Below are 21,903 nucleotides of genomic sequence, written 5' to 3'. Positions count from 1 at the left end.
TACTCACTGCATAAAGGTTTCATTCATGCCCGGTTCCTTCGTACACCTTCACAATCACACGGAATATTCCCTGCTGGACGGCGCCGTCCATATCAAGGACCTCATTGCCGAATGCTCCCGCATGGGCATGCCGGCCGTCGCTATCACGGACCACGGCAACCTCTTCGGGGCCATTGAGCTGGTCATGGAGGCGAACAGCCTCAACAAGTCCGTGGCCGCCTGGAACAAGGAACATCCGGAAGGTCCGCGAAAACAGGAGGTGAAGCCTATCTTCGGCTGTGAGGTGTACCTTTCCCCCACGCCCATCAGCGTGAAAAAGCAGCTTCCCGGCCGCCGCAAATACACGCACCTGCTTCTTCTGGCGGAAAATGAAACCGGCTGGCAGAACCTCGTCAAGCTGGTATCCCGCTCCCATCTGGAAGGTTTTTACTACAAGCCCCGCGTGGACATGGAAACCCTGCGGGAGTTCCATGAAGGCCTCATCTGCTGTACGGCGTGCATTGCCGGGCCGCTGAATGAATGGCTGCTCAACGACCAGCCTGAAAAGGCGGAGGAGGCCCTGCTGGCGCTGAAGGATACCTTCGGGGAGGGGAATGTTTTTGTGGAGCTTCAGGACCATGGCATGGAAGAACAGAAAAAATGCCTGCCGGAGCTGGTGCGCATCGCCCGCAAGACCAATACCCCCATCGTGGCTACCAATGACGTGCACTTCCTCAGGAAAGAGGATCACGACATGCACGACGTGCTGATCTGCATCGGCACCAACGAGAAGCTGGCTTCCCCCAAGCGCATGCGCTACTCCACGGAAGTCTACCTGAAATCTCCGGAGGAGATGCGGGAGGTGTTCCAGGACTATCCGGATGCGGTGGGAAACACGCTGAAAATTGCGGAACGGTGCAACGTCACCATCAAGCTGGACTCCGCCAGTACGGAAAAGTACCCGGAATTCGGCACTCCGGACGGCTCTACGCGTGAGGAATACCTGCGCAGGGTGTGCTATGAAGGCCTGGAGGAGAGGTACGGCAAGGAACGCGTGGCCACGGATAAGGAGCTCCGCGACCGTCTGGATTATGAGCTGGGGATTATCAACCAGTTGAAGTTCCCCTCCTACTTCCTGATTACGGCGGACTTCATCAACTGGGCGAAGGATCATGACATTCCCGTAGGGCCCGGCCGCGGTTCCGCCGCCGGCTCCCTGGTGGCGTATGCCATGAAGATCACGAACATCGATCCCCTGCGGTTCGGGCTGATCTTTGAACGTTTCCTCAACCCGGAGCGCGTCAGCCCTCCGGATATCGACATTGACTTCTGCCAGACGCGCCGCCCGGAGGTCATTGACTACGTGCGGCAGAAATACGGGGAGCGTGCCGTGTCCCACATTATCACGTACGGCACCATGGGCGCCAAGTCCGTGCTCAGGGACGTGGCCCGCGTGATGGACATGTCCTATGCGGATGGCGACCGCATCTCCAAGCTGATTGAAACCGGCCCCAAGGTAACTCTCCAGTCCAGCTACAAGAGCAATGAGGAACTGAGGGAGCTGATCGCCTCCGATGAAGGATACGCGGAACTCTGGGGTTACGCCACGCGCCTGGAAGGGCTGATCCGCAACGTGGGCGTGCACGCGGCGGGCGTCGTGATTGGTGACCGTCCCCTGGACGAACATGTCGCTCTAACCCGTGACGATCTTTCCGACCCGCATGCTGCCGTTGTCGCCCAGTGCGACATGAGCGCGATTTATGAAGTGGGTCTCTTGAAGATGGACTTCCTGGGGCTGAAAACCCTTACCGTCATGCATGATGCGGAGGAATACGCCCGCTGGCGCGTGCCGGACTTCAAGCTGGACTCCGTTCCCCTGGATGACCGGGAAACGCTGGACCTGCTGAACAGGGGGGACACGATGGGCGTGTTCCAGCTGGAATCCGGTGGTATGGTGGATACCTGCCGGCGTTACGGGATTCAGAAAATTGAAGACATCATTGACTTGCTGGCCCTTTACCGTCCGGGAGCCATGCAGTTCATGGATGAAATGATCGAGGTCAAGAAGGGGCTGCGCCAGGTGGTGTATGAGCATCCGCTGCTGGAACAGGTCAGCGGAGAAACCTACGGCGTGATGATCTATCAGGAACAGGTTCAGGCGGCGGCCAAACTGCTGGCGGGCTATACGCTCGGCGGGGCCGACCTGCTGCGGCGCGCCATGGGTAAGAAAGACCCCGCAAAAATGGCCAAGGAAAAGGCCCACTTTGTGGAGGGGTGCTGGAAGACCAACCAGATTGATGAAAAGACGGCCACGGCCATTTTCGACAAGATTGAAAAATTCGCCGGGTACGGCTTCAACAAGTCCCACTCCGCCTGTTACGGCCATATTTCCTACTGGACGGCTTACCTCAAGGCCCACTTTCCCGTGGAATTCCTCTGCGGCCTGATGTCCAACGAAGCGAACAACGATAAAATCGGCGTGTTCATCCAGGAAGCCAACCGCATGGGCATTGAAATCCTGCCTCCCAACGTGAACAAATCCATGCTCAAGTTCACTCCTGAGAAAACTCCTTCCGGCAAGCTGGCCGTCCGGTACGGACTGGCGGCCATTAAGAATGTGGGGGAAGGAGCCATGCAGATTCTTCTGGAAGAACGGGAAAGGAACGGGGAATTCTCCAGCATGGAAGATATCTGCAACAGGCTGGATTCCAAATCCGTCAACAAGAAGATTCTGGAATCCCTGATCCGCGCGGGAGCGCTGGACTGGACGCTGGAACCGCGCTGCGCCATGTTTGAGCGCGTGGACCTGGCCCTCAGCGGCGCCTCCCAGGTGCACAAGGATAAGGCGCTGGGGCAGGGAGCCCTGTTTGACATGACGTTTGAAGCCCCGAGGGTGAAGGATGAGTCCCCTGTTCCGGAATGGTCCAAGGATCAGCGCATGGGGGATGAAAAGGACTTGCTGGGCGCCTACTTCTGCGGGCACCCCCTGGACTCCATGCGCGGCGTCATTGATGCGGAAAAATATACCCGCATCGGCCTCATTGACACGCTGGAACCGCATGAGCTCAAACAGAAGCACCAGATTGCCGGCATGGTGCGTTCCGTCATCCCCAAGATCAGCAAGGCCGGCAGGAAATTCGCCATCCTGACGCTGGAAGACTTCACCGGCAGCATTGAAGTGCTGCTGTGGTCGGACGTGTATGAAAAGGCCCTGGAAATGGAAGGAGGCCTGGAACCGGGCGTTTTCGTCTCCGTGCGTGCCAACATCCGGGAGGATGACCGCACTTCCGCCAAGAGCGTAGCCGCGCAGAGCGTGGATCCGCTGGGCGGTAAAAAGCGCAAATCCAGAGCCGGGGAACAGGGCCCCCTGAACATCATCGTCAGCCCCCTGCGCCATACGAGAAAGAATCTGGAACAGATACGGGACATCCTGAAAAGGTACCCCGGCCGGTCCAGAGTCAACCTCACGATCAAGGACAGCCTGGGGCACAGTCAAATCCTGGAGCTGGACGAACGGTTCCGCGTCAACCGCTGTGAAGAGCTGGAAACGGAACTCTCCATGTACAACTAGCGCCATGCCGGGAGGGAAACTGCTTCTGCCGGAATCGGAACGCCTGGTGTTCCGGGCATGGGAAGAAAAGGACTGGCCCTTTTTTGCGGCTATGAACGCCCATCCCCGGGTGATGCGCTTCTTTCCCGCCGTCATGACGGAGGAGGAATCCCGCTCCATGTGGAACCGCATGAGGGCGGAACTGGATGAAAAGGGTTATGGTCTTTACGCGGTGGAAAGTAAAGCCTCCGGCGGCCTGATCGGCCTTATGGGGTTTCACTGGGCGGACTTTGAAGCGGACTTCACGCCCTGCGTGGAAATAGGCTGGCGTCTTGTTCCGGAAGCCTGGGGACACGGTTACGCTACGGAAGGGGCAGTGGCATGCCTGGAACACGGCTTTTCCCGGCTGGGCTTTGACCGGGTGTATTCCTTCACTGCCTGCGTGAACCTTCCTTCACAGGTCGTGATGCGGCGTGCCGGAATGAAGAAGAGGGGGGAATTCAACCATCCCAAGGTTGCTCCGGATTCTGTTCTGTATCCTCATGTGCTGTACATGAGTGAAACTCCTGGCAAATAATTTCACGGCGGGTTTTTCATTGAAGATGGCCGGAAATAAAACCGGCAGAACCATGTTTTTAGTTGTTCCTGACGGAATGGTCTGCCGTGCGTTTTCCTTCCTGTTGATGCATCCCTTCCGGAAAAACAAACAGCCTGCAATCCGGGAAGAATGCAGACCGTTGGCTGGGTAGGGGGCGCATGGCAGCGGGACGGAGCCGCCCCGCTGCCGCGATGCGCGACTTAGAAGGCGTAGCTTACCCCGGCGTTGACCCGGTGGTAGGTTGACTTGCTTCTGCCTTCAAATTCATAGCCGGCGTAGGCCGTCCATTTGGGGTTGATGACGACGGTGCTGTTGTAGTTGACGCGTACGGCGTTGCGGTCCGGACGGGATCCCCTGGCGGTCCAGGAGAAGTCGTTCATCAGGCGTCTGGCGCGGGTTTCCGGGTTGTCGCGGACGACGTCGGGAACATAGCTGACGGCCAGGCTGTTCACCCACAGGACTCCGTTGCCGAATTGCAGGGACTTGCTGATTCCCACGCCCACGGGAAGGCTGAGGTTCTTCAGGTCTCCCCTGTCGAAGTGGCGGGGATCATATCCCGTTTCCGTGAAGGAATTCTGGTTCACCTGGGTGTATTCGATGCCCAGGAACGGGGACAGTGTCCATCCCTTGTTCAGATTGTGGTCCCAGGTGGCTTGCAGGGTGGCGAAGCCCATCCTGTTCTCCCATTTGCCGTTGGACGAGCCTCCGGCGTAGTAGGAATCCAGCTTGTTGCGCGTCCAGCCGTAGCCCAGGGTTCCTTGGATGTTCAGCATGTTGACGGGAGACATCTGCCTTCTCCATGCTCCGTAGAGCAGGGCCACGTAGGACGTCTGGTCCACTTCGCTGATCCAGGTGCGGCTCTTGTTCTTGCCATACAGGTTGCCGAAGGCGGCGCCCAGGATAGTGTTCGGCGTGAATCTGCGGTCGGCGCCCACGGCATAGCCGCCGCCGTTGTAGTCGTAGCCGTCAATGCCGTTTCTGGTGGCGTGGTAGGTGAAGTCCCCCAGGCCGTTGACCCAGAAGTTGTTTTTTGGCCCCAGCAGGAAGCGGGTGATGCCCACTTTGCCCAAAGCTGCGTTGGAGACGGACTTCATGTTGGAAGCGGAGCTCCACATGGAGTTGCCTATGTCTGCGCCGGCCAGTTCCGGCAGAATGTCTTCAATGCCGCCGGTGGGGTTCCAGACGGCGTACAGCTGGTCGCCAGTGCCGTCTCCGTCCGTGTCTACCCATTCCTTGGTCCAGTAGCCTGAATACGCATAGGGGGAATCGACCACATTCGTCCCGGTGGTAGTGGAATAAATGTCATCGAAATCGCCCTCTCTGCTGCCTTGGGTGCCTTCAGTATAGGAAAGCGCCAGGAATTTCTGCTGGGTTGCCCAGCGGTTGTGGGCGTAGTCGTCCATGGTGTCCGCCACGCCCATCAGGCCGCCGACTGTGTGGGAATTGGCCTGTTCAATGTGCAGGCCGGAGCTGTAATCATCCATGAAGGGGCGCAGGTCAAAGATGACGCCCTTGCTGAAATCGATCGTATCACCGCGGAAGGTCGCGCCGCGGCCGGCCCTCAGGGTAACTCCCTCTGCAAAGGCGATGGCCTTGCTGTTCACGGAGCTGTTGCCCGTGATCTCCAGAACGCCCTTGTTGATGGTGAAGGAGGAATCCTTGGCCAGATCGCTGCTGCCGTACGTAACGCCGTCTTCCAGAATCAGGGTGCCGTCGTACAGCGTGGTTTTCCCGGAGACATTGAAGTACTTGGATTCCGCCAGCCGGTTCTGCCAGTCGACCTCCGACTCGCCTGCTGCCTGGGTGATCAGCCTGTCCGCCTCCGCTCCGGAGAAGCGGATGGTTCCGGTGAATGCCGGAGTCTCCCCGTTATAGGGTGCCGTATCCACCCCTTCGGACTTGTTGAAGTCATAGGCGATGTTGTCGTACTCCGCTCCGTCTCCTCCATTGCGGAAGGGGTCATAGAAGGTGACCGTACGTCCTTCCTGGGCGCGGAGTGCCACGCTGTTCATGGAAAGGCTTCCGTTGGTTCCGAAGAGCAGGGAGTTCAGGATGGGATTGTCCCCTCCGCGTTTTTCCGTGTTGCCTTTCACGATGATGTCTCCCTGGTCCGCGGAGAAGATGGCGTTCCCGTAATAAAGGAGCATGGCTCCAGCCTCGCCGCCCACGGAGTTGTTTTCAATGAGCACGCCGCCGCGGTTATTGATGAATTCCAGTCCGTTGGCTGCCTGAAGCGCTCCTACGTCACTTTGGGCCGAGTTGCCGGAGATCGTGACCTTCCCGGTATTGACGAAAGACGTTTTCCCGTCCACCCGAAGGGCCCCGTATCCGTAACCTATGGATTTATTGCCGGAAATGGAAATGTCTCCCGTATAGGCAAAGGTGAGGTTTTTGCGGAGGAATCCCACGCCGTAATAATTACCTGCCGTGTTATTATCCAGGGTGATGTTTCCGGTTCGGGTGAATGAGGTATTTCCATCCACCGACATGGCGCCGTAGTAATTGTCCGCACTGTTTCCGGAAATGGAGATATCTCCCGTATGGGAGACGTTCCAGTCCCCGGTAACCCAGCTCACGCCGTAGGAACCATCCGCGTGGTTGTTGATGAAGGTGATGGAGCCGATATTGTCGAGATTGAGGCTTCCGCTGATGCCGAACGCCCCGGCGCTGTTGCTGGCGTAATTGCCTTCAAAGCGCAGGTCTCCCCCCACGTTGGAGATATCCAGGTCCTGTCCACTGTAAACGGCGCCGAAGTTGCCGTTCCAGTCGGAGGTCTTATCCCTGGCGTCCGCCCGGTTGTTTTTGAAAATGACGTTTCCGGTGACGCCGTCTATCTTCATTCCGCCTCCTGTGCCTTCTTCGCCATTATCCGTACCTGCATAAGCGTAAATAGCTCCGGCCATCCACGCGGAATTGTCTTCAAAGACGATGTCACCATCAATATTCTGGAAGGAGACGGAGTTTTCCCCCTCGGGAATGTAGTCCTCCATATCCGTGGAGGAATCATAGGCTCCGGCGTGGATGGCACCGCCTATGTTGGCGTGTGCCTCTGTCGGAGAATGCCCGGTGGTGTTCCCGCTGAACAGGATGGACTTGGTATTCTCAAAGGTGATCGTTCCCCACGCAAACAGGGCGCCGCCGAGGGCCTGTCCCTGTGCGTCGCTGTCTCCCAGTTCATTGTTGGTGAAGGAGATGTTGCCCATGTTGGAGAAGGTTGCATCTCCACGCACGTTCACGGCCCCCCCGGCGTTGGTGTCGGCATTGACAATGGACTTGCTGCCGTTGAAGGAAAGATCCCCCATATCCGTGAAGACGAGCATTTCTGCGCGGATAGCGCCCCCGCCTTCATTGTCGTTGGTCCAGCGGTTGCTGTGAACGGAAGAACAATTTTCAAAACTCATGGACAGTCCCGTGCCGGTAAACGTCATGACGGACGTATTGGGGGCCGTACCAGGAGCCGTGGTCTGGTTGAAGAAAACGCTGCCTGCGTAAACAGTGTCACTTGTCATGAAGTTTTCAAAGGTCAGGTTCTCCTTCAGGTTGTAAGTAATACTTCCGTCTGTCTCCTGGCGGGCAGTGACGGTGCCTTGGTAAAGATCTTCACTCTGCTGGGCTGCCCCCGTTTGTACCAGGGAAGAGGCCATGAGGAACAGGATGGCGGATACTGCTAATTTTGGTTTCATTAGTATGCGGTAAGGTTCTTTGGTGAATCCAGACCTGGGCCGTGCTTCGCACGGGCGCCCGGGTGGGTGCGCGCTGCCTTCGGCGTCTGGAAAGGATAAGAGTCCCGAACGCTCATTTTTTCTCAATGGATGACGTGCTGTTCCATGAGACCCTTCTAACATATTTTCTCTGTTGTACATTGAAGATGAAAAAGTACGGTCCTCTTATCCGGCGGAAGATGACCTGTGTCATACATAGGGTGTTTTATGATGATAGATTATAAAATATAACAAATTTTGTAATTTAATGATTTTTAGTGATGGGTATATAATAAAATAAAACTTGTTCCTGTATTTTTATAGAAAAGTTATCTTAAGAGGAATGACAATAGAAATATGAACATTTTCTTTTACGGGGGCTTCTATCCTTCATACGGGCAGCCTCTCGAGGCCGTCCCGGAAACGATGAAACAATTAGATACCGTCATGTTTGATCCAAACCAAAAACCCGATACAGCCCGTGCTGAAAATTCCATTTTCGGCTCTCCGGAAGCTGACAACCTCCTGCCCAAGGACCAGTTTCCGGATTACGCCATGCGTGCGGAAGACGCCTTTCAATTGGTGTCAGATGAATTGATGCTGGACGGCAATGCCCGCCAGAACCTTGCCACATTCTGCCAGACGTGGGATGAAAAGCAGGTCAGGATGCTGATGAATATCAGCATTAACAAGAATATGATCGACAAGGATGAATATCCCCAGACAGCCGCTATTGAAATGCGCTGTGCTTCCATCATTGCCAACCTTTGGAACGCCAGCCAGGATGAAAAGCCTATCGGCTGTTCCACCATTGGTTCCAGTGAAGCCTGCATGCTTGGAGGGATGGCCGCCCTGTGGCGTTGGAGGGCCCGCCAGAAAGCCGCCGGCAAGCCCATTGACAAGCCCAACCTGGTATGCGGTCCCGTCCAGATCTGCTGGCACAAATTCTGCCGCTACTGGGACATTGAAATGCGTGAAATTCCCATGTCTCCCGGAAAATGGAAGATGGACGTGGAAAGCATGCTGCAGCAAGTTGATGAAAACACCATCGTCGTGGTTCCCACTTTTGGCGTAACCTATACGGGCGCTTATGAATTGCCGGCGGAAATCGCCAAGGCACTGGACGATTATGAAGAAAGAACCGGCGTCAGCGTTGACATCCATGTGGATGGCGCCAGCGGTGGCTTCCTGGCTCCGTTCTGCGCTCCGGACGTTGTCTTTGACTTCCGCATTCCCCGCGTCAAATCCATCAGCGCTTCCGGCCACAAGTACGGTCTTGCTCCGCTCGGTGTGGGCTGGGTGGTGTGGAGAGATATTTCCGACCTGCCTGAAGGGTTGATTTTCAATGTCAATTATCTTGGCGGGGAAATTCCCAACTTCGCCATTAACTTCTCACGGCCGGCCGGGCAGATCATCTGCCAGTACTACGACTTCATCCGTCTGGGCAAGGAAGGATATACCAACATCCATACCCAGGCCTACGAAGTGGCGAAGTACATTTCAGATGAGGTTGCCAAACTGGGACCGTACGAATTCATTTGTACGGGTGATCCGGAAAAGGGCATTCCCGCTTCCTGCTTCTTCATCAAGGACGGAGCCAAGACGAATTACACCCTGTTTGACCTCTCGGACAAGCTGAGAACCCGCGGCTGGCAGGTACCCGCCTTCACCCTCCCTGCAAATTGCCAGGATACGGTGGTGATGCGCGTCATGGTCCGCCAGGGCTTCACCAAGGATCTGGCTGATCTGTTCCTGGAGGACTTCAAGCGCATGATCGACTTCTTCGAGAAACACCCGGTCACCTCTCCGATGACTGCGGAAGAAGGCACGTCCTTCCACCACTCCTGATGGAAGTTCCGCTGAGTGATTTTTGTTGGATGAATAAGTGTGTGTAAGCGCAGCTCCGCAGTTGTCAAGGTTTGTGCGTGGACCTGGCGGCTGCGGAGTTTTGCGTCCTGACGGTTGGACCGGGCAGAAAGATTGCTGGAAGGCCTTCTTCACTTCGTAAAAGATAAAAATCCTTTGAAAGACCGCACCGGGTTTCCTGTTTCGGAAGCCTTGGAGATAGCTGGGTATTGAGGCTCTTGGAGAGATTCCGGTCACGCCACGTCTTTTGAGGAAGAAAAATGAAGATGCTTCTCCGCGTTTTTTTAGGAACGGGGTAGGACATGCTGCCCATCAGGCTTCCGCACTATTCTTCCGGCAGGAACAGGTCCGGAGACGGGGCGCCCTTCAAAGAGACGGGAAGATGCGGCGTTCATGGAAATCCTTCCGCCATGCAGGATGTTCCGTTTTAAAGTCCGGCGTTTTGTTGCCGTACCGGGATGGGAAGATGGCATAAAAATACCCAGTTCCCTGATGCCGGGACTAAATGATATTCCGTCCGCAGACGGCCGGACAGGTGAAACGGCATGGGAGAATAACGGTCCCATATGCCTTGCCTCCATGTTCCCATGATAGAGAAAGGCGGAAAACGCTTCCGGAAAAAAGCTTCCCTGCATCCTCAACCTCCATGCCGGAGGAAGCTGGAAATTGCGTTCAGCTGATGCAGCGGAAATAATAATCCACGCGGGAGATGAACCAGGACCATTTGAAGCCGGGCTTGCCGTTGTCCAGCAGCAGGTGCGGGCAGCGCTTGCCGGTCCAGTAGTAATGCGGCACGACGTTGCGCAGGGGAATGTCGTTGGCATACATGTTATAGGCGGCCAGCTTGGCGGCGCGGTCAAAGGTTTTGACGATGCTCTGGCCGCGCTTTTCACACATTTCAATGCCGATGGAATACATGTCCCCGGGGCCGCCCCTGTCCGCATGGCGGCCCGTTTCATTCAGGGGAATGTGCTGCATGGCCACATACGGGTCCACCGTGTAGTGCCAGTTGCAGCGCAGGGCGCCGTTATTCAGGGCGCGGGCGTGCTGCATGGCGTCTGCAGAAGGGTTCTCCGTGTTGTGCATGGTAATGAAGCGCGGCTTCATCCGGGAGGCGCGCTGGCGGAGAGGAGAAGAGCGGGGCATGAACATCTGGTGGACATTGCATTCCGCCAGCAGCTGCCGCGGGGAACGTTTCACCAGGGGAACGGCGGAGGGCTTGAAGGAGATCATGGGCGCCATTCCGGCCTTGCCGGAGGAGTCCGAGCAGCTGGTCAGGGCCAGCAGGGCGGCCGCTTCCATCAGGAATGTTCTGCGGTCCATGCCCTGGACTTTTTCCAGCATGGGCTGGAGTTGTCCGGAAACGCGGGCAAGGTAAGTGGCGATGGAGGAAATATTGCTCATACGGCAGTCCGGGGTGTGGGGAGTTGCAGCGCGGATGCGGGAAAAGTTTAGTCCACGCTAAGATTCACATTCCTTCTTTGCAACGAAAAAATGTGAAAGCTTCAGCTTTATGCTGAATTCTTCACGCTTTTTGTCATATTGGGCTCCTCAAACCGTTGTGGAAAGCAGGACGGTCCCCGGTTCCGAAGCGGTGACGGCGTCTGCCCGTGCCGGAGACAGGATGAATTCCCCCTGGCGCGCCGTTTTTCCGTTCCAGGATACGGAGCCTTTCAGAACCGTGAAAATGGCGAAGCGGGAGGCGTCCGGCTGGGTGAAGCGTTCCCCCTCGTTCAGCCGGTGCTCCTCCATGGTGAAATGAGGCATGTCAGTCAGATAACCGGGCTGCTGGCTCAGTTCCCGGAATTCCATGATGGAATCCAGCGCCTGTTTCAGGTGCAGTTCCCGCCCCTTTCCGGAGGCGTCCGTCCTGTTCCAGTCGTAAAGCCGGTAGGTGGTATCGCTGTTTTGCTGAATTTCCGCAATAAGATGTCCGGCGCCGATGGCGTGGACAAGGCCCGCGGGAATGTAAAGATGTTCCCCCTTTTCCAGATGGGTGGAGCGTATCAGTTGTTCCATCCGGCCCGTTTCCGCCGCCCGGCGGATGTCCCCGGGCGTGGCGGCGTCTTCCAGGCCGCTGTAAATCAGGGCGTCCGCGTCTGAATGCAGCACATACCATACTTCGTTTTTGACTTCCCCCTGCCGGGCGGCGGCGGTCCGTTCCGGAGGGTGCACCTGGACGGAAAGGTTTTCACGGGCATCCAGAATTTTGCAGAGCAGGGGGAAGCGCGGGAAATGCTCATAGCCGGGTCCGAAAATTTCTTCCCGCCGTTCTTCCCACAGCCGGTGCAGGCCGGTTCCTTCCCATTCTCCTTCCCGCACCATGCTCATGGCTTCCGGGCGGTCGCTGATTTCCCAGGCTTCCCCGTAGGCCGTTTCCCGGTCGGGCAGTTCCCTGCCAAGCAGGGTTCTCATGTGCTGGCCGCCCCAGATGCGGGGCTGGTAGATGGAATGGAATCGGAAAGGCTGCATGATTGCAGGGATAGCGTAGGCCATCTTTCAGGGGCGGACAAGCAAAATGCCCGCAGGAGGGCCTGCGGGCATGGAGGGAGGGTAATGGGGCCGTTTGCGACTATTTGATGGATTCCCAGACGATGCCGATTTCATCAAACGGCACATATTCCTTGTTCTTGTCCAGCTTGGGTACGCCGTAGTTGGTCCGGAACAGGGGCAGGATGGGAGCGCCCGTCTTGGGATCCTTGCTCATGGGCTGCATGCCCACTTCCTCCAGCAGGAGGGTCATGCCGAATTCCCCGCCGGGACCTTCACTGACCAGAATTTCAATGGGGTACACCTTGCCCTGCTCCACGGTGAATGTCTTGCCGGCGGCTACGCCGCGCATGGTGTTGTTCCAGTGACCGGAAGTGCCGTATTTATAGAACGTGACGGGGGGTACGTTGATCCCCGCATCCTTGAGTTCTTTTTTCAGGTCGTCGTTGCCGGGCTTGCCTTCCATGGCATCCAGCCATTTTGCGTTATTCGCCGTCATTTTCCCCAGAGAGGCGGATTCCCAGCCATAGTCGAATACGTTCTGGTTATTAAACCGGACCGCGAGGTAGTCGTCACCCAGGCCCACGAAGCGGAAGGTGCCGGATTTGGGAGCGCGCACCTTGCCCCGGTAAATGGCAAGCCACTGGCTGGGTTTGACCTTGTCGTCACATCCATACGCCTTGGGCGCATCTTCGGCAGGAGTTCTTGGAACGTAGAACTGGGCGGCATACAGCTGCTGAGGCGCCTTGTAAAAACGTTTCAGTTCCGATTCATTCCAACCCTTGTTGACAAAGCGGGAAAGAAAGGCGCGGTATTGGTCCATATTCATATTGGTGGGCCGTCCGCCGGGCGTTTGCTTGGTGTCGTAAAAGGTTCCCACCAGCGTGCTTCCGGAAGGTTCCGTCTTGCCGAAGGCAGAGGTGTCGCTGCCCAGGTCCGGACCAAAGCCGTCTCCCATACCCAGAGCGTTCCCTTCTTCCAGCATGACGGGTTCATCCGGAGGATCAATGTCGATCTTGGGAAGGCTCACCGGTGCGGCAGCGGCTGCCACCACTACCTTGACGGGAGTTTCCGCATGGGATGACGATGAGGTTTCCCTCTGTACTTCCGGGGGAGGAGGCGTCTCCGCCGGAGGTGCTTCGTCAGGCGTCATGTAGCCGACGACCTGGGGTTCTTCCGGGGGGGCGATGATGATGGTCAGGGAATAGAGAATGGCTCCGGCCAGGATGACGGAGAGAAAGGATGTCGCCAGGGCGGCAATGTAATTTTTCCGCCTTTCCTTGCGCAGAGTGTCTACTGCCTCTTCGGTGGGTTCTATATGAAGGCTCATACATGTATGATAACATGGGAACTCCATATGTTGAGTAACATGCAGATAACAAGGATAACATGTCGGTAACAAAAAGGGGGGAGGAACGGGGCGCCTTGCCCTGGTGCGCGGCCGTGTTTTCCTGACTTCCCTGGTCAGTCCTGGCGGACCGGTTTTCTTTCTCTGCCGCCCAGAGCGATGGCGAGGATGGAAAAGACTCCCAGGATCAGGGGATAGTAAAGGTACTCCATGATGAGCAGGGGGGAAACCTGGGCGATGCCGGCGGCCATGAGCATCTGGGCGCCGTAGGGAATGACGCCCTGGACCAGGCAGGAGAAGGTATCCAGAATGCTGGCGCTTCTCCTGGGCGGGATGTGGAACTTGTCGCTGATGTCTTTGGCGATGGGGCCCACCGTGATGATGGCGATGGTGTTGTTGGCCGTGCAGAAGTTGGCCAGGGAGACGAGGGCCGCAATGCTGAATTCCGCGCCGCGCCTGCCGCGGATGTGGGAAGTGATTTTTTCAATGATATAGGCGATTCCTCCATTGAAGCGGATCAGGGACAGCACGCCTCCGGCCAGCAGAGTGACGATGATCAGTTCTCCCATGCCGGTCATACCGTCTCCCATGGACCTGAACCAGTCCATGAAGGAGAAATATCCCATGCCGATGCCCACCGCGCCCGTGGCGAGCAGCCCCAGCGTCAGCACGGCCATCACATGAATTCCGGCCAGCGCCGTGACCAGCACCAGCAGGTAGGGGAGCACTTTCAGCCATTCAATGGGAGCGTCCGTTGAGGGAGGGGACTGCACGTTCCAGCCAAGCAGTACGTAGCAGCCCAGGGCCAGCAGCGCGGCGGGAAGAACCACTTTCACATTGGCCCGGAATTTATCCCGCATGGCGCAGCCCTGCGTGCGGGTAGCGGCAATGGTGGTATCTGAAATGAAGGAAAGATTGTCTCCGAAAAAAGCCCCTCCCACGACGATTGCCGTCATCATGCCCGTACCGACCTGCGTTGCCTGCGCCAGGCCCACGGCTACCGGAGCCAGTGCGACAATGGTTCCCACGGACGTGCCTACGGAAAGGGAAATGAAGCAGGAGGCAATGAACACGCTGGCAAGCAGCAGGTTGTCCGGCAGAAGGCGCAGCGTGAGCTGCACCGTGGCGTCAATGGCCCCCATGTCCCTCGCAGACTGGGCGAACGCGCCCGCCAGCACAAAAATCCAGATCATCATCAGGATGTTCCTGTTGGCCACGCCGGAGGAAAACAGGTCCACCCGTTCCGCCATGCTTTTCCCGCGGGTGATGAGCACGGCCCAGACAGCCGCCGCCGTAAAGGCCACCGTCACCGGGACGGCGTAAAAATCCTGTACGGCTACGGAGATGACCAGGTAAAGCAGGAAGAAAACCAGCAGGGGGCTCAGCGCCCACAGGCTGGGTCTGACAGGTTCCGTAGCCTGGCTGTCTGGGAGGTGGCTCATGAGCTGTGCGGGCTGCCGGAGATGCGGGACTTGCTAATTCCCTGCGGCCCCTGCCGGGTCCAGGTACCACTGGTAGATGAGTTTCACGCCTTCTTCCAGCTCCACCTGGTGGCGCCAGCCCAGGGAACGCAGCTTGGAAACGTCCGTCAGTTTGCGCATGGTGCCGTCCGGCTTGTCCGCATTGAAAACCAGTTCTCCCCGGTAGCCTTCCGTGGAGGCGATCAGGCGCGCCAGGTCGCCTATGGAGATTTCCTTCCCGGTGCCGATGTTGATATGGCAGTTGCGCACTTCCCGGCCGTCTCCTTTCAATTGGTTGAAATCCACCTGTTCCATCACATGGACGCAGGCGTCCGCCATATCCTCGCTCCACAGGAATTCCCGCAGGGGCGTTCCCGTCCCCCACAGTTCCACGGACCCGGGGGCGATGCCGTAGTTGCCAAGTACGGCCAGAATGGCTTCTTCCGGCGCCGTTCCGTCCACTTGTTCCACAGGGCGCGCTTCCAGGTCTTTCCGCACGGCCTTCCAGTCTCCATCCATCAGGCACTTGGCCAGATGGATCTTGCGCACCATGGCAGGCAGCACGTGGCTGTTCTCCAGGTGGAAATTGTCATTGGGACCGTACAGGTTCGTAGGCATCACGGCGATGTAGTTGGTGCCGTATTGCAGGTTGAAGCTTTCGCACATGTTCAGCCCTGCAATTTTGGCGATGGCATACGGCTCATTGGTGTATTCCAGCGGGGAGGTGAGCAGGGCGTCCTCCTTGATAGGCTGGGGAGCCTCACGCGGATAAATGCAGGTGCTCCCCAGGAAGAGGAGCTTGGAAACGCCATGCCGGAAGCTTTCCCCGATGACGTTCTGCTGGATTTGAAGGTTGCGGAAGATGAAATCCGCCCGGTAGCGTGAGTTGGCAATGATGCCGCCCACGAACGCCGCCGCCAGAAAGACGTATTCCGGCTTTTCCCGGTCAAAGAATTCCCGGACGGCCGCCGGGTCTTCCAGGTCCAGTTCACGGTGGGTGCGGCCGATCAGGTTGGAATACCCCTTGTTTTCCAGGGATTTCCAGATGGCGGAACCAACGAGGCCGCGGTGTCCGGCCACGAATATTCGGCTGTTTTTTTCCATTTCAGGAATTGACGGGATTTTTAACATATTCCATGTCGTGCCGGACCATGATGCGCACAAGCTCCTCAAACGGCGTGGCGGTGGGATTCCAGCCGAGCAGGGTTCTGGCCTTGGTGGGGTCTCCCAGCAGCTGTTCCACTTCCGCGGGGCGGAAGTATTTGGGATCCACTTCCACCAGAATATTCCCCGTTTTTTTGTCGCGTCCGCGTTCTTTCACGCCTTCTCCCTCCCATTCCAGTTCAATTCCGGCTTCGCGGAAGGCCAGCGTGCAGAATTCGCGCACGGTATGCATTTCCCCGGTGGCGATGACGAAATCCTCCGGAGTGTCGTGCTGGAGGATCAGCCACATGCATTCCACGTAATCCTTCGCATATCCCCAGTCGCGCAGGGCGTTCAGGTTGCCCAGGTACAACTTGTCCTGCATGCCCTGGGCAATGCGTGCCGCCGCCAGCGTGATCTTGCGGGTGACGAAGTTTTCCCCGCGGCGTTCGCTCTCATGGTTGAACAGGATGCCGTTCACGGCGAACATGCCGTAGGATTCCCGGTAATTCTTGGTGATCCAGAAGCCGTACTGCTTGGCGACGCCATAGGGGGAGCGGGGGTAGAACGGAGTGGTTTCCTTCTGGGGAACTTCCTGCACCAGCCCGAAGAGCTCGGAAGTGGACGCCTGGTAGATGCGGCATTTCTTTTCCATGCCCAGGATGCGGACGGCTTCCAGCATGCGGAGGGTGCCCACGGCATCCGTTTCCGCCGTGTATTCCGGCACGTCAAAACTGACCTTCACATGGCTCTGGGCGGCCAGGTTGTAGATTTCGTCCGGCTGCACGGTCTGGATGATGCGGATCAGGGAGCTGGAATCCGTCATGTCTCCGTAATGCAGGTTGACCAGGCGGTTTTTCTTCATGTCCCGCACCCATTCATCCAGGTAGAGGTGTTCAATGCGGCCCGTATTGAAGGAAGAGGAGCGGCGCAGGATGCCGTGTACTTCATAGCCTTTGTCAATCAGGAATTCGGCGAGGAAGGAGCCGTCCTGCCCCGTAATGCCGGAGATCAATGCAATTTTGCTCATATATCAGGTATGGATTGGTGATGAGAGTTCCAAAGAGGAATGGCGGGATGCTTTGGATGCTTTGAAAAAAGTAGTGCATTTCCCCCATTGTGACGAGGAAAATGCACTGGTCTAATCCAAAAAGGTGGCAACGCCGCAGCCGTTTACCGTCTGCCGGCAGCGATCATTTGCTTGAAGTCCCGGAACAGGTACTGGGGGTCGCGGGGTCCGGGAGCGGCTTCCGGATGGTACTGCACGCTGAAAACGGGCAGCGTCTTGTGGGCGATGCCCTCCACCGTGTTGTCATTCAGGTTCAGCAGGGTGATTTCCACGTCGTCCGGCACGGTGGCCGGGTCCACGGCGAATCCGTGGTTCTGGGAGGTGATGCTGATTTTGCCCGTTTTAAGATCCTTGACGGGATGATTGGCGCCGCGGTGGCCGAACTTGAGCTTGAAGGTTTTCGCCCCCAGTGCGTGGGAGATGATCTGGTGCCCCAGGCAGATGCCGAACATGGGGACTTTCCCGATCAGGGCGGCCACTTCCCGGTGGATGTCCGTCAGCGTGGCGGGGTCCCCCGGACCGTTGGAGAGAAAGACGCCGTCCGGTTTCATGGCCAGCACTTCCTCCGCCGTCGTGTGGGCGGGAACCACGGTTACACGGAAGCCGTTTTCCCTCAGCTGGCGCAGGATGTTGTACTTGATGCCGAAGTCGAAGGCCACGATGTCATATTCCACGGGGGGCAGTTCCCCTTCCGTCACCAGCGCGTCCACTTCCTCCGGCGTCATGGGATGGGAACCGATCTTGTCCACAATGTTGCAGCCTTCCATGGAAGGGGCCTTTCTGGCCGCTTCCACGGCTTCCTCCGGAGTCAGCTCCGTAGTAAGGCAGGCGCGCATGGCTCCGGCGGAGCGCAGGTGCTTGGCGATTTTGCGGGTGTCCACCCCTTCAATGCCGATGACGCCCTGCCTTTCCAGCCACGGGCCCAGCGCTTCCGTGGCGCGCCAGTTGGAATGGACCTTGGCCAGTTCCGCCACCACAAAGCCGCTGACCTGTGCCCCGGCGGACTCGTTGTCTTCCGGGTTGATGCCGTAGTTGCCGATCAGCGGGTAGGTCATGGTGACGATCTGCCCGCTGTAGGACGGATCGGTCAGGACTTCCTGGTAGCCGGTCATGGACGTATTGAAGCAGGCTTCCCCCACTTCCGTGCCCGTGGCTCCGAAGTGCGAACCGATGAAGACGGTCCCGTCTTCCAGTGCGAGAATGGCTCTCATGATGATAGGTATGCTGTGTGTGGTGTGGGATTAAAGGGTCTGGGCGTGGTATTCCTGGATGGTGCGCACCTGGAGTTCCCTGTTTTTCAGCGCCTCAATGGCGTTCACGCAGGCCTGGGCAGAGGCCAGGTTCGTGCAGTAGGACGTCTTGGCGGCGATGGCGGAGGAGCGGATGATGATGTCATCCGCCCGCGCGTCATGGGAGCCGGGCGTATTGATGATGAAGTCAATGTCTCCGTTCTTGATATGGTCCACGATGTTCGGGCGGCGCGCCTCGTTCACCTTGTAGGCGCGTTCGCATTCGATGTCGTGCTGGAGCAGGTGGATCATCGTGCCGCGGGTGGCGCACAGGGTGAAGCCCATGTCCGCCAGCTGGCGGGCCATGTGGAGCACCCGCTCCTTGTCCCGGTCGTTTACGGAGATGAAGACTTTTCCTTCCGTGGGCAGGGGGTTGAAGGCGCTGACCTGCGATTTGGCGAAGGCGATGTCCGGGTCCGGGTCAATGCCCATGACTTCCCCGGTGGATTTCATTTCCGGCCCCAGCACCACGTCGATGCCCGGGAAGCGGCCCCACGGGAAGACGGCCTCCTTCACGCAGTGGTATTCCGGCGTGATTTCCTGGGTGAAGCCCAGTTCCGCCAGCGTTTTGCCCGCCATGATCTGGGCGGCCAGCTTGGCGAGGGGCTTGCCGATGGCCTTGGAGACGAAGGGGACCGTGCGGGAGGCCCGCGGGTTCACTTCAATGACGTAGAGCTGTTCGTCCTTCACGGCGAACTGGATGTTCATCAGGCCGCAGACGTTCAGGCGCCGGGCCAGTTCCTTGGAGGCGCGCGTGATTTCCTTGTGCATCTTCATGGAGATGCCCATGGCCGGGATCATGCTGGCGGAGTCCCCGGAGTGGATGCCCGCGGGCTCCACGTGCTGCATGATGGCGCCGATGACGGCGCGCTCCCGGTCTGCGATGACGTCCACGTCTATTTCCACGGCGTTTTCCAGGAAGCGGTCGATCAGCACGGGGCGTTCTTCGGAGGCTTCCACGGCTTCGCTCATGTACTGGCGCAGTTCCTTTTCCTCATACACGATGATCATGCCGCGGCCGCCCAGCACGAAGGAGGGGCGCAGCAGCACCGGATAGCCGATGCGTGCGGCGATGGCGGCGGCGTCCTCCACATTGGTGGCTGTTCCCGCTTCCGCCTGCTTCAGCCCCAGCTCCTTCAGCAGGGCGGAGAAGTGTTCGCGGTCTTCCGCCAGGTCAATCGCCTTCGGGCTGGTGCCGATGATGGGCACGCCGCGGGCTTCCAGGGCGTTCGCCAGGTTCAGCGGCGTCTGGCCGCCGAACTGGACGATGACGCCGTCCGGCTTTTCCTGCTCGCAGATGTGGAGCACGTCTTCCAGCGTCAGGGGTTCGAAGAAGAGCTTGTCGGAGGAATCGTAGTCCGTGGAGACGGTTTCCGGATTGGAGTTGACGATGATGGTTTCATACCCCATTTCCCGCAGGGCCATGGAGGCGTGCACGCAGCAGTAGTCGAATTCGATGCCCTGGCCGATGCGGTTCGGACCGCCGCCCAGGATGAGGATTTTTTTCCGGCCCGTGTCGCGGGCTTCGTTCTCATCCCCGTAGGTGGAGTAGAAGTAGGGCGTGTAGGCCTCGAACTCCGCGGCGCAGGTGTCCACCAGGCGGTAGCCGGGGATGATGCCCTGTTGCTGGCGTTCCTGCCGCACGGCTTCTTCCGTAGTACCGCGCGCTAGGGCGATCTGGCGGTCTGAAAAGCCCAGCTTCTTGGCTTCCCGCAGATCCAGGGAGGCCAGGCGGCCGCCTGCTTCCGCCAGATCCCGCATCTGGGCCAGGAACCAGGGGTCGATCTGGGTGAGCTGGTGCACCTCGTTCAGGGAGAAGCCGCTGCTGAACGCCGTCTGGATCCAGAAAATGCGTTCCGCCGTGGGGACGGCCAGCTTCCGCGTGATTTCCTCTGCGGAGGGGTTTTCCGGCGCCTTGGCGTCGAATCCCCAGCCCCAGCGGCCCGTTTCCAGGGAGCGCAGGGCTTTTTGCAAGGATTCCTTGAAGGTGCGGCCGATGGCCATGGCTTCGCCCACGGATTTCATGGACGTGGTCAGGTGTTCGTCCGCCTGCTTGAATTTTTCAAAGGTGAAGCGGGGAACCTTGGTTACCACGTAGTCGATGGTAGGCTCAAAGCAGGCGGGCGTTTCCCGCGTGATGTCGTTGCTCAGTTCGTCCAGCGTGTAGCCCACGGCCAGTTTGGCGGCCAGCTTGGCGATGGGGAACCCGGTGGCCTTGGAGGCCAGCGCGGAGGAGCGGGAGACGCGCGGGTTCATCTCAATGACGATCATGCGGCCGTTGGCCGGATTGATGGCGAACTGGATGTTGGAGCCGCCCGTTTCCACGCCGATTTCCCGGATGACGGCGAAGGAGGCGTCCCGCATGACCTGGTATTCCCGGTCCGTCAGGGTCTGGATGGGGGCCACGGTGATGGAATCCCCGGTGTGCACGCCCATGGGGTCTATGTTTTCAATGGAGCAGATGACCACGCAGTTGTCCGCGCGGTCCCGCATGACTTCCATTTCAAATTCCTTCCAGCCGATGAGGGATTCTTCAATCAGGATTTCCGAGACGGGGGAGAGGTCCAGCCCGCGGGCGCAGATTTCTTCAAACTCCGTCTTGTTGTACGCCACGCCGCCGCCCATGCCGCCCAGCGTGAAGGCGGGGCGGATGATGAGGGGAAAGGTGCCGATGTCCCGCGCCACCTGGCGCGCCTCCTCCATCGTGTGGGCGATGCCGGAGCGGGGCACGTCCAGGCCGATGCGGATCATGGCCTCCTTGAACAGGTTGCGGTCCTCCCCGCGGTCAATGGCGTCCGCATTGGCGCCGATCATGCGCACGTTTTCCCGTTCCAGCACGCCGCTGCGGTGCAGCTCCATGGCGCAGTTCAGGGCGGTCTGTCCGCCCAGGGTGGGGAGCAGGGCGTCCGGTTTTTCCCGGATGATGATCTTCTCCACGAACTCCGGGGTGATCGGTTCAATATAGGTGCGCGGGGCGGTCTCCGGGTCCGTCATGATGGTGGCGGGGTTGGAGTTGACCAGTACCACTTCGTAACCCTCTTCCCGGAGGGCTTTGCAGGCCTGGGTGCCGGAGTAGTCGAATTCGCAACCCTGGCCGATGACGATCGGGCCGGACCCGATCACGAGAATCTTTTTGATGGAGGTGTCTTTAGGCATAATGGCGATGGAAGAATCATGCAGTCCTGGACCGTGGATTTCCGCCGGGAGAATTAAGTGCCCGCTGGCTGCCGGAGGAAAGTTTTTTTACGATCAATGACGCGGATTTTTGGGGGAAAAGCGCCGGGGGAACCGGCGGAGAAGATGCGGGGACATCCGGGTGCGCAAAAGCCCCGGAGCCGTGCCGTTCCCCCTGCGGGCAGAGGCTTGTCCCTCAAAGGGGCGGCATGGTTCCGGAGCTCCGTCGTTGCACC

12 protein-coding genes are annotated in these 21,903 nt (G+C 58.3%); 3 read left to right on the top strand and 9 right to left on the bottom strand.

The window, feature by feature from the left end; genetic code table 11:
* Positions 1–25: 25 nt before the first annotated feature.
* Positions 26–3,550 (top strand): DNA polymerase III subunit alpha, encoded by a 3,525-nt coding sequence (dnaE, locus tag LIO64_RS03975; RefSeq protein ID WP_290548154.1) that lies wholly within the window; start codon positions 26–28, stop codon positions 3,548–3,550.
* A 4-nt stretch (positions 3,551–3,554) separates the two neighbouring features.
* On the top strand, positions 3,555–4,106 hold the full coding sequence (locus tag LIO64_RS03970) for a GNAT family N-acetyltransferase (protein ID WP_290548153.1): 552 nt from the start codon (positions 3,555–3,557) through the stop codon (positions 4,104–4,106).
* Positions 4,107–4,327: 221 nt separating this feature from the next.
* Here the strand turns inward: LIO64_RS03970 and LIO64_RS03965 are convergent, their stop codons facing one another.
* Positions 4,328–7,810 (bottom strand): autotransporter outer membrane beta-barrel domain-containing protein, encoded by a 3,483-nt coding sequence (locus tag LIO64_RS03965; protein WP_290548152.1) that lies wholly within the window; start codon positions 7,808–7,810, stop codon positions 4,328–4,330.
* A 465-nt stretch (positions 7,811–8,275) separates the two neighbouring features.
* Between LIO64_RS03965 and LIO64_RS03960 the strand changes: the two genes are divergently transcribed.
* A complete protein-coding gene (locus LIO64_RS03960; protein ID WP_290548151.1) occupies positions 8,276–9,676 on the top strand; it encodes a glutamate decarboxylase in 1,401 nt (466 codons plus the stop codon).
* 690 nt (positions 9,677–10,366) lie between these two features.
* Here LIO64_RS03960 and LIO64_RS03955 read toward each other — a convergent pair.
* From LIO64_RS03955 to carB, 8 genes are all read right to left on the bottom strand, one after another.
* Positions 10,367–11,098 (bottom strand): N-acetylmuramoyl-L-alanine amidase, encoded by a 732-nt coding sequence (locus LIO64_RS03955; protein ID WP_290548150.1) that lies wholly within the window; start codon positions 11,096–11,098, stop codon positions 10,367–10,369.
* 147 nt (positions 11,099–11,245) lie between these two features.
* Entirely contained in the window at positions 11,246–12,166 is a 921-nt protein-coding gene (locus LIO64_RS03950) for a type I phosphomannose isomerase catalytic subunit (protein WP_290548149.1), read from the bottom strand.
* A gap of 100 nt (positions 12,167–12,266) precedes the next feature.
* Complete coding sequence (locus tag LIO64_RS03945; RefSeq protein ID WP_290548148.1) at positions 12,267–13,514, bottom strand: hypothetical protein; 1,248 nt, start codon at positions 13,512–13,514, stop codon at positions 12,267–12,269.
* Between the two features lie 134 nt (positions 13,515–13,648).
* A complete protein-coding gene (locus tag LIO64_RS03940; protein WP_290548147.1) occupies positions 13,649–14,974 on the bottom strand; it encodes a Na+/H+ antiporter NhaC family protein in 1,326 nt (441 codons plus the stop codon).
* Between the two features lie 33 nt (positions 14,975–15,007).
* Complete coding sequence (locus tag LIO64_RS03935) at positions 15,008–16,096, bottom strand: GDP-L-fucose synthase (RefSeq protein ID WP_345779567.1); 1,089 nt, start codon at positions 16,094–16,096, stop codon at positions 15,008–15,010.
* Between the two features lies 1 nt (position 16,097).
* Complete coding sequence (gmd, locus tag LIO64_RS03930) at positions 16,098–17,165, bottom strand: GDP-mannose 4,6-dehydratase (RefSeq protein ID WP_290548145.1); 1,068 nt, start codon at positions 17,163–17,165, stop codon at positions 16,098–16,100.
* Positions 17,166–17,308: 143 nt separating this feature from the next.
* Complete coding sequence (carA, locus tag LIO64_RS03925; RefSeq protein WP_290548144.1) at positions 17,309–18,415, bottom strand: glutamine-hydrolyzing carbamoyl-phosphate synthase small subunit; 1,107 nt, start codon at positions 18,413–18,415, stop codon at positions 17,309–17,311.
* Positions 18,416–18,445: 30 nt separating this feature from the next.
* Positions 18,446–21,649: a carbamoyl-phosphate synthase large subunit gene (carB, locus tag LIO64_RS03920; protein WP_290548143.1), complete on the bottom strand. Its 3,204-nt coding sequence runs from the start codon at positions 21,647–21,649 to the stop codon at positions 18,446–18,448.
* Positions 21,650–21,903 lie beyond the last annotated feature (254 nt).

Source organism: Akkermansia sp. (assembly GCF_020860705.1).
Classification (GTDB): domain Bacteria; phylum Verrucomicrobiota; class Verrucomicrobiia; order Verrucomicrobiales; family Akkermansiaceae; genus Akkermansia.
This window is presented reverse-complemented; position numbering and strand designations above follow the sequence as displayed.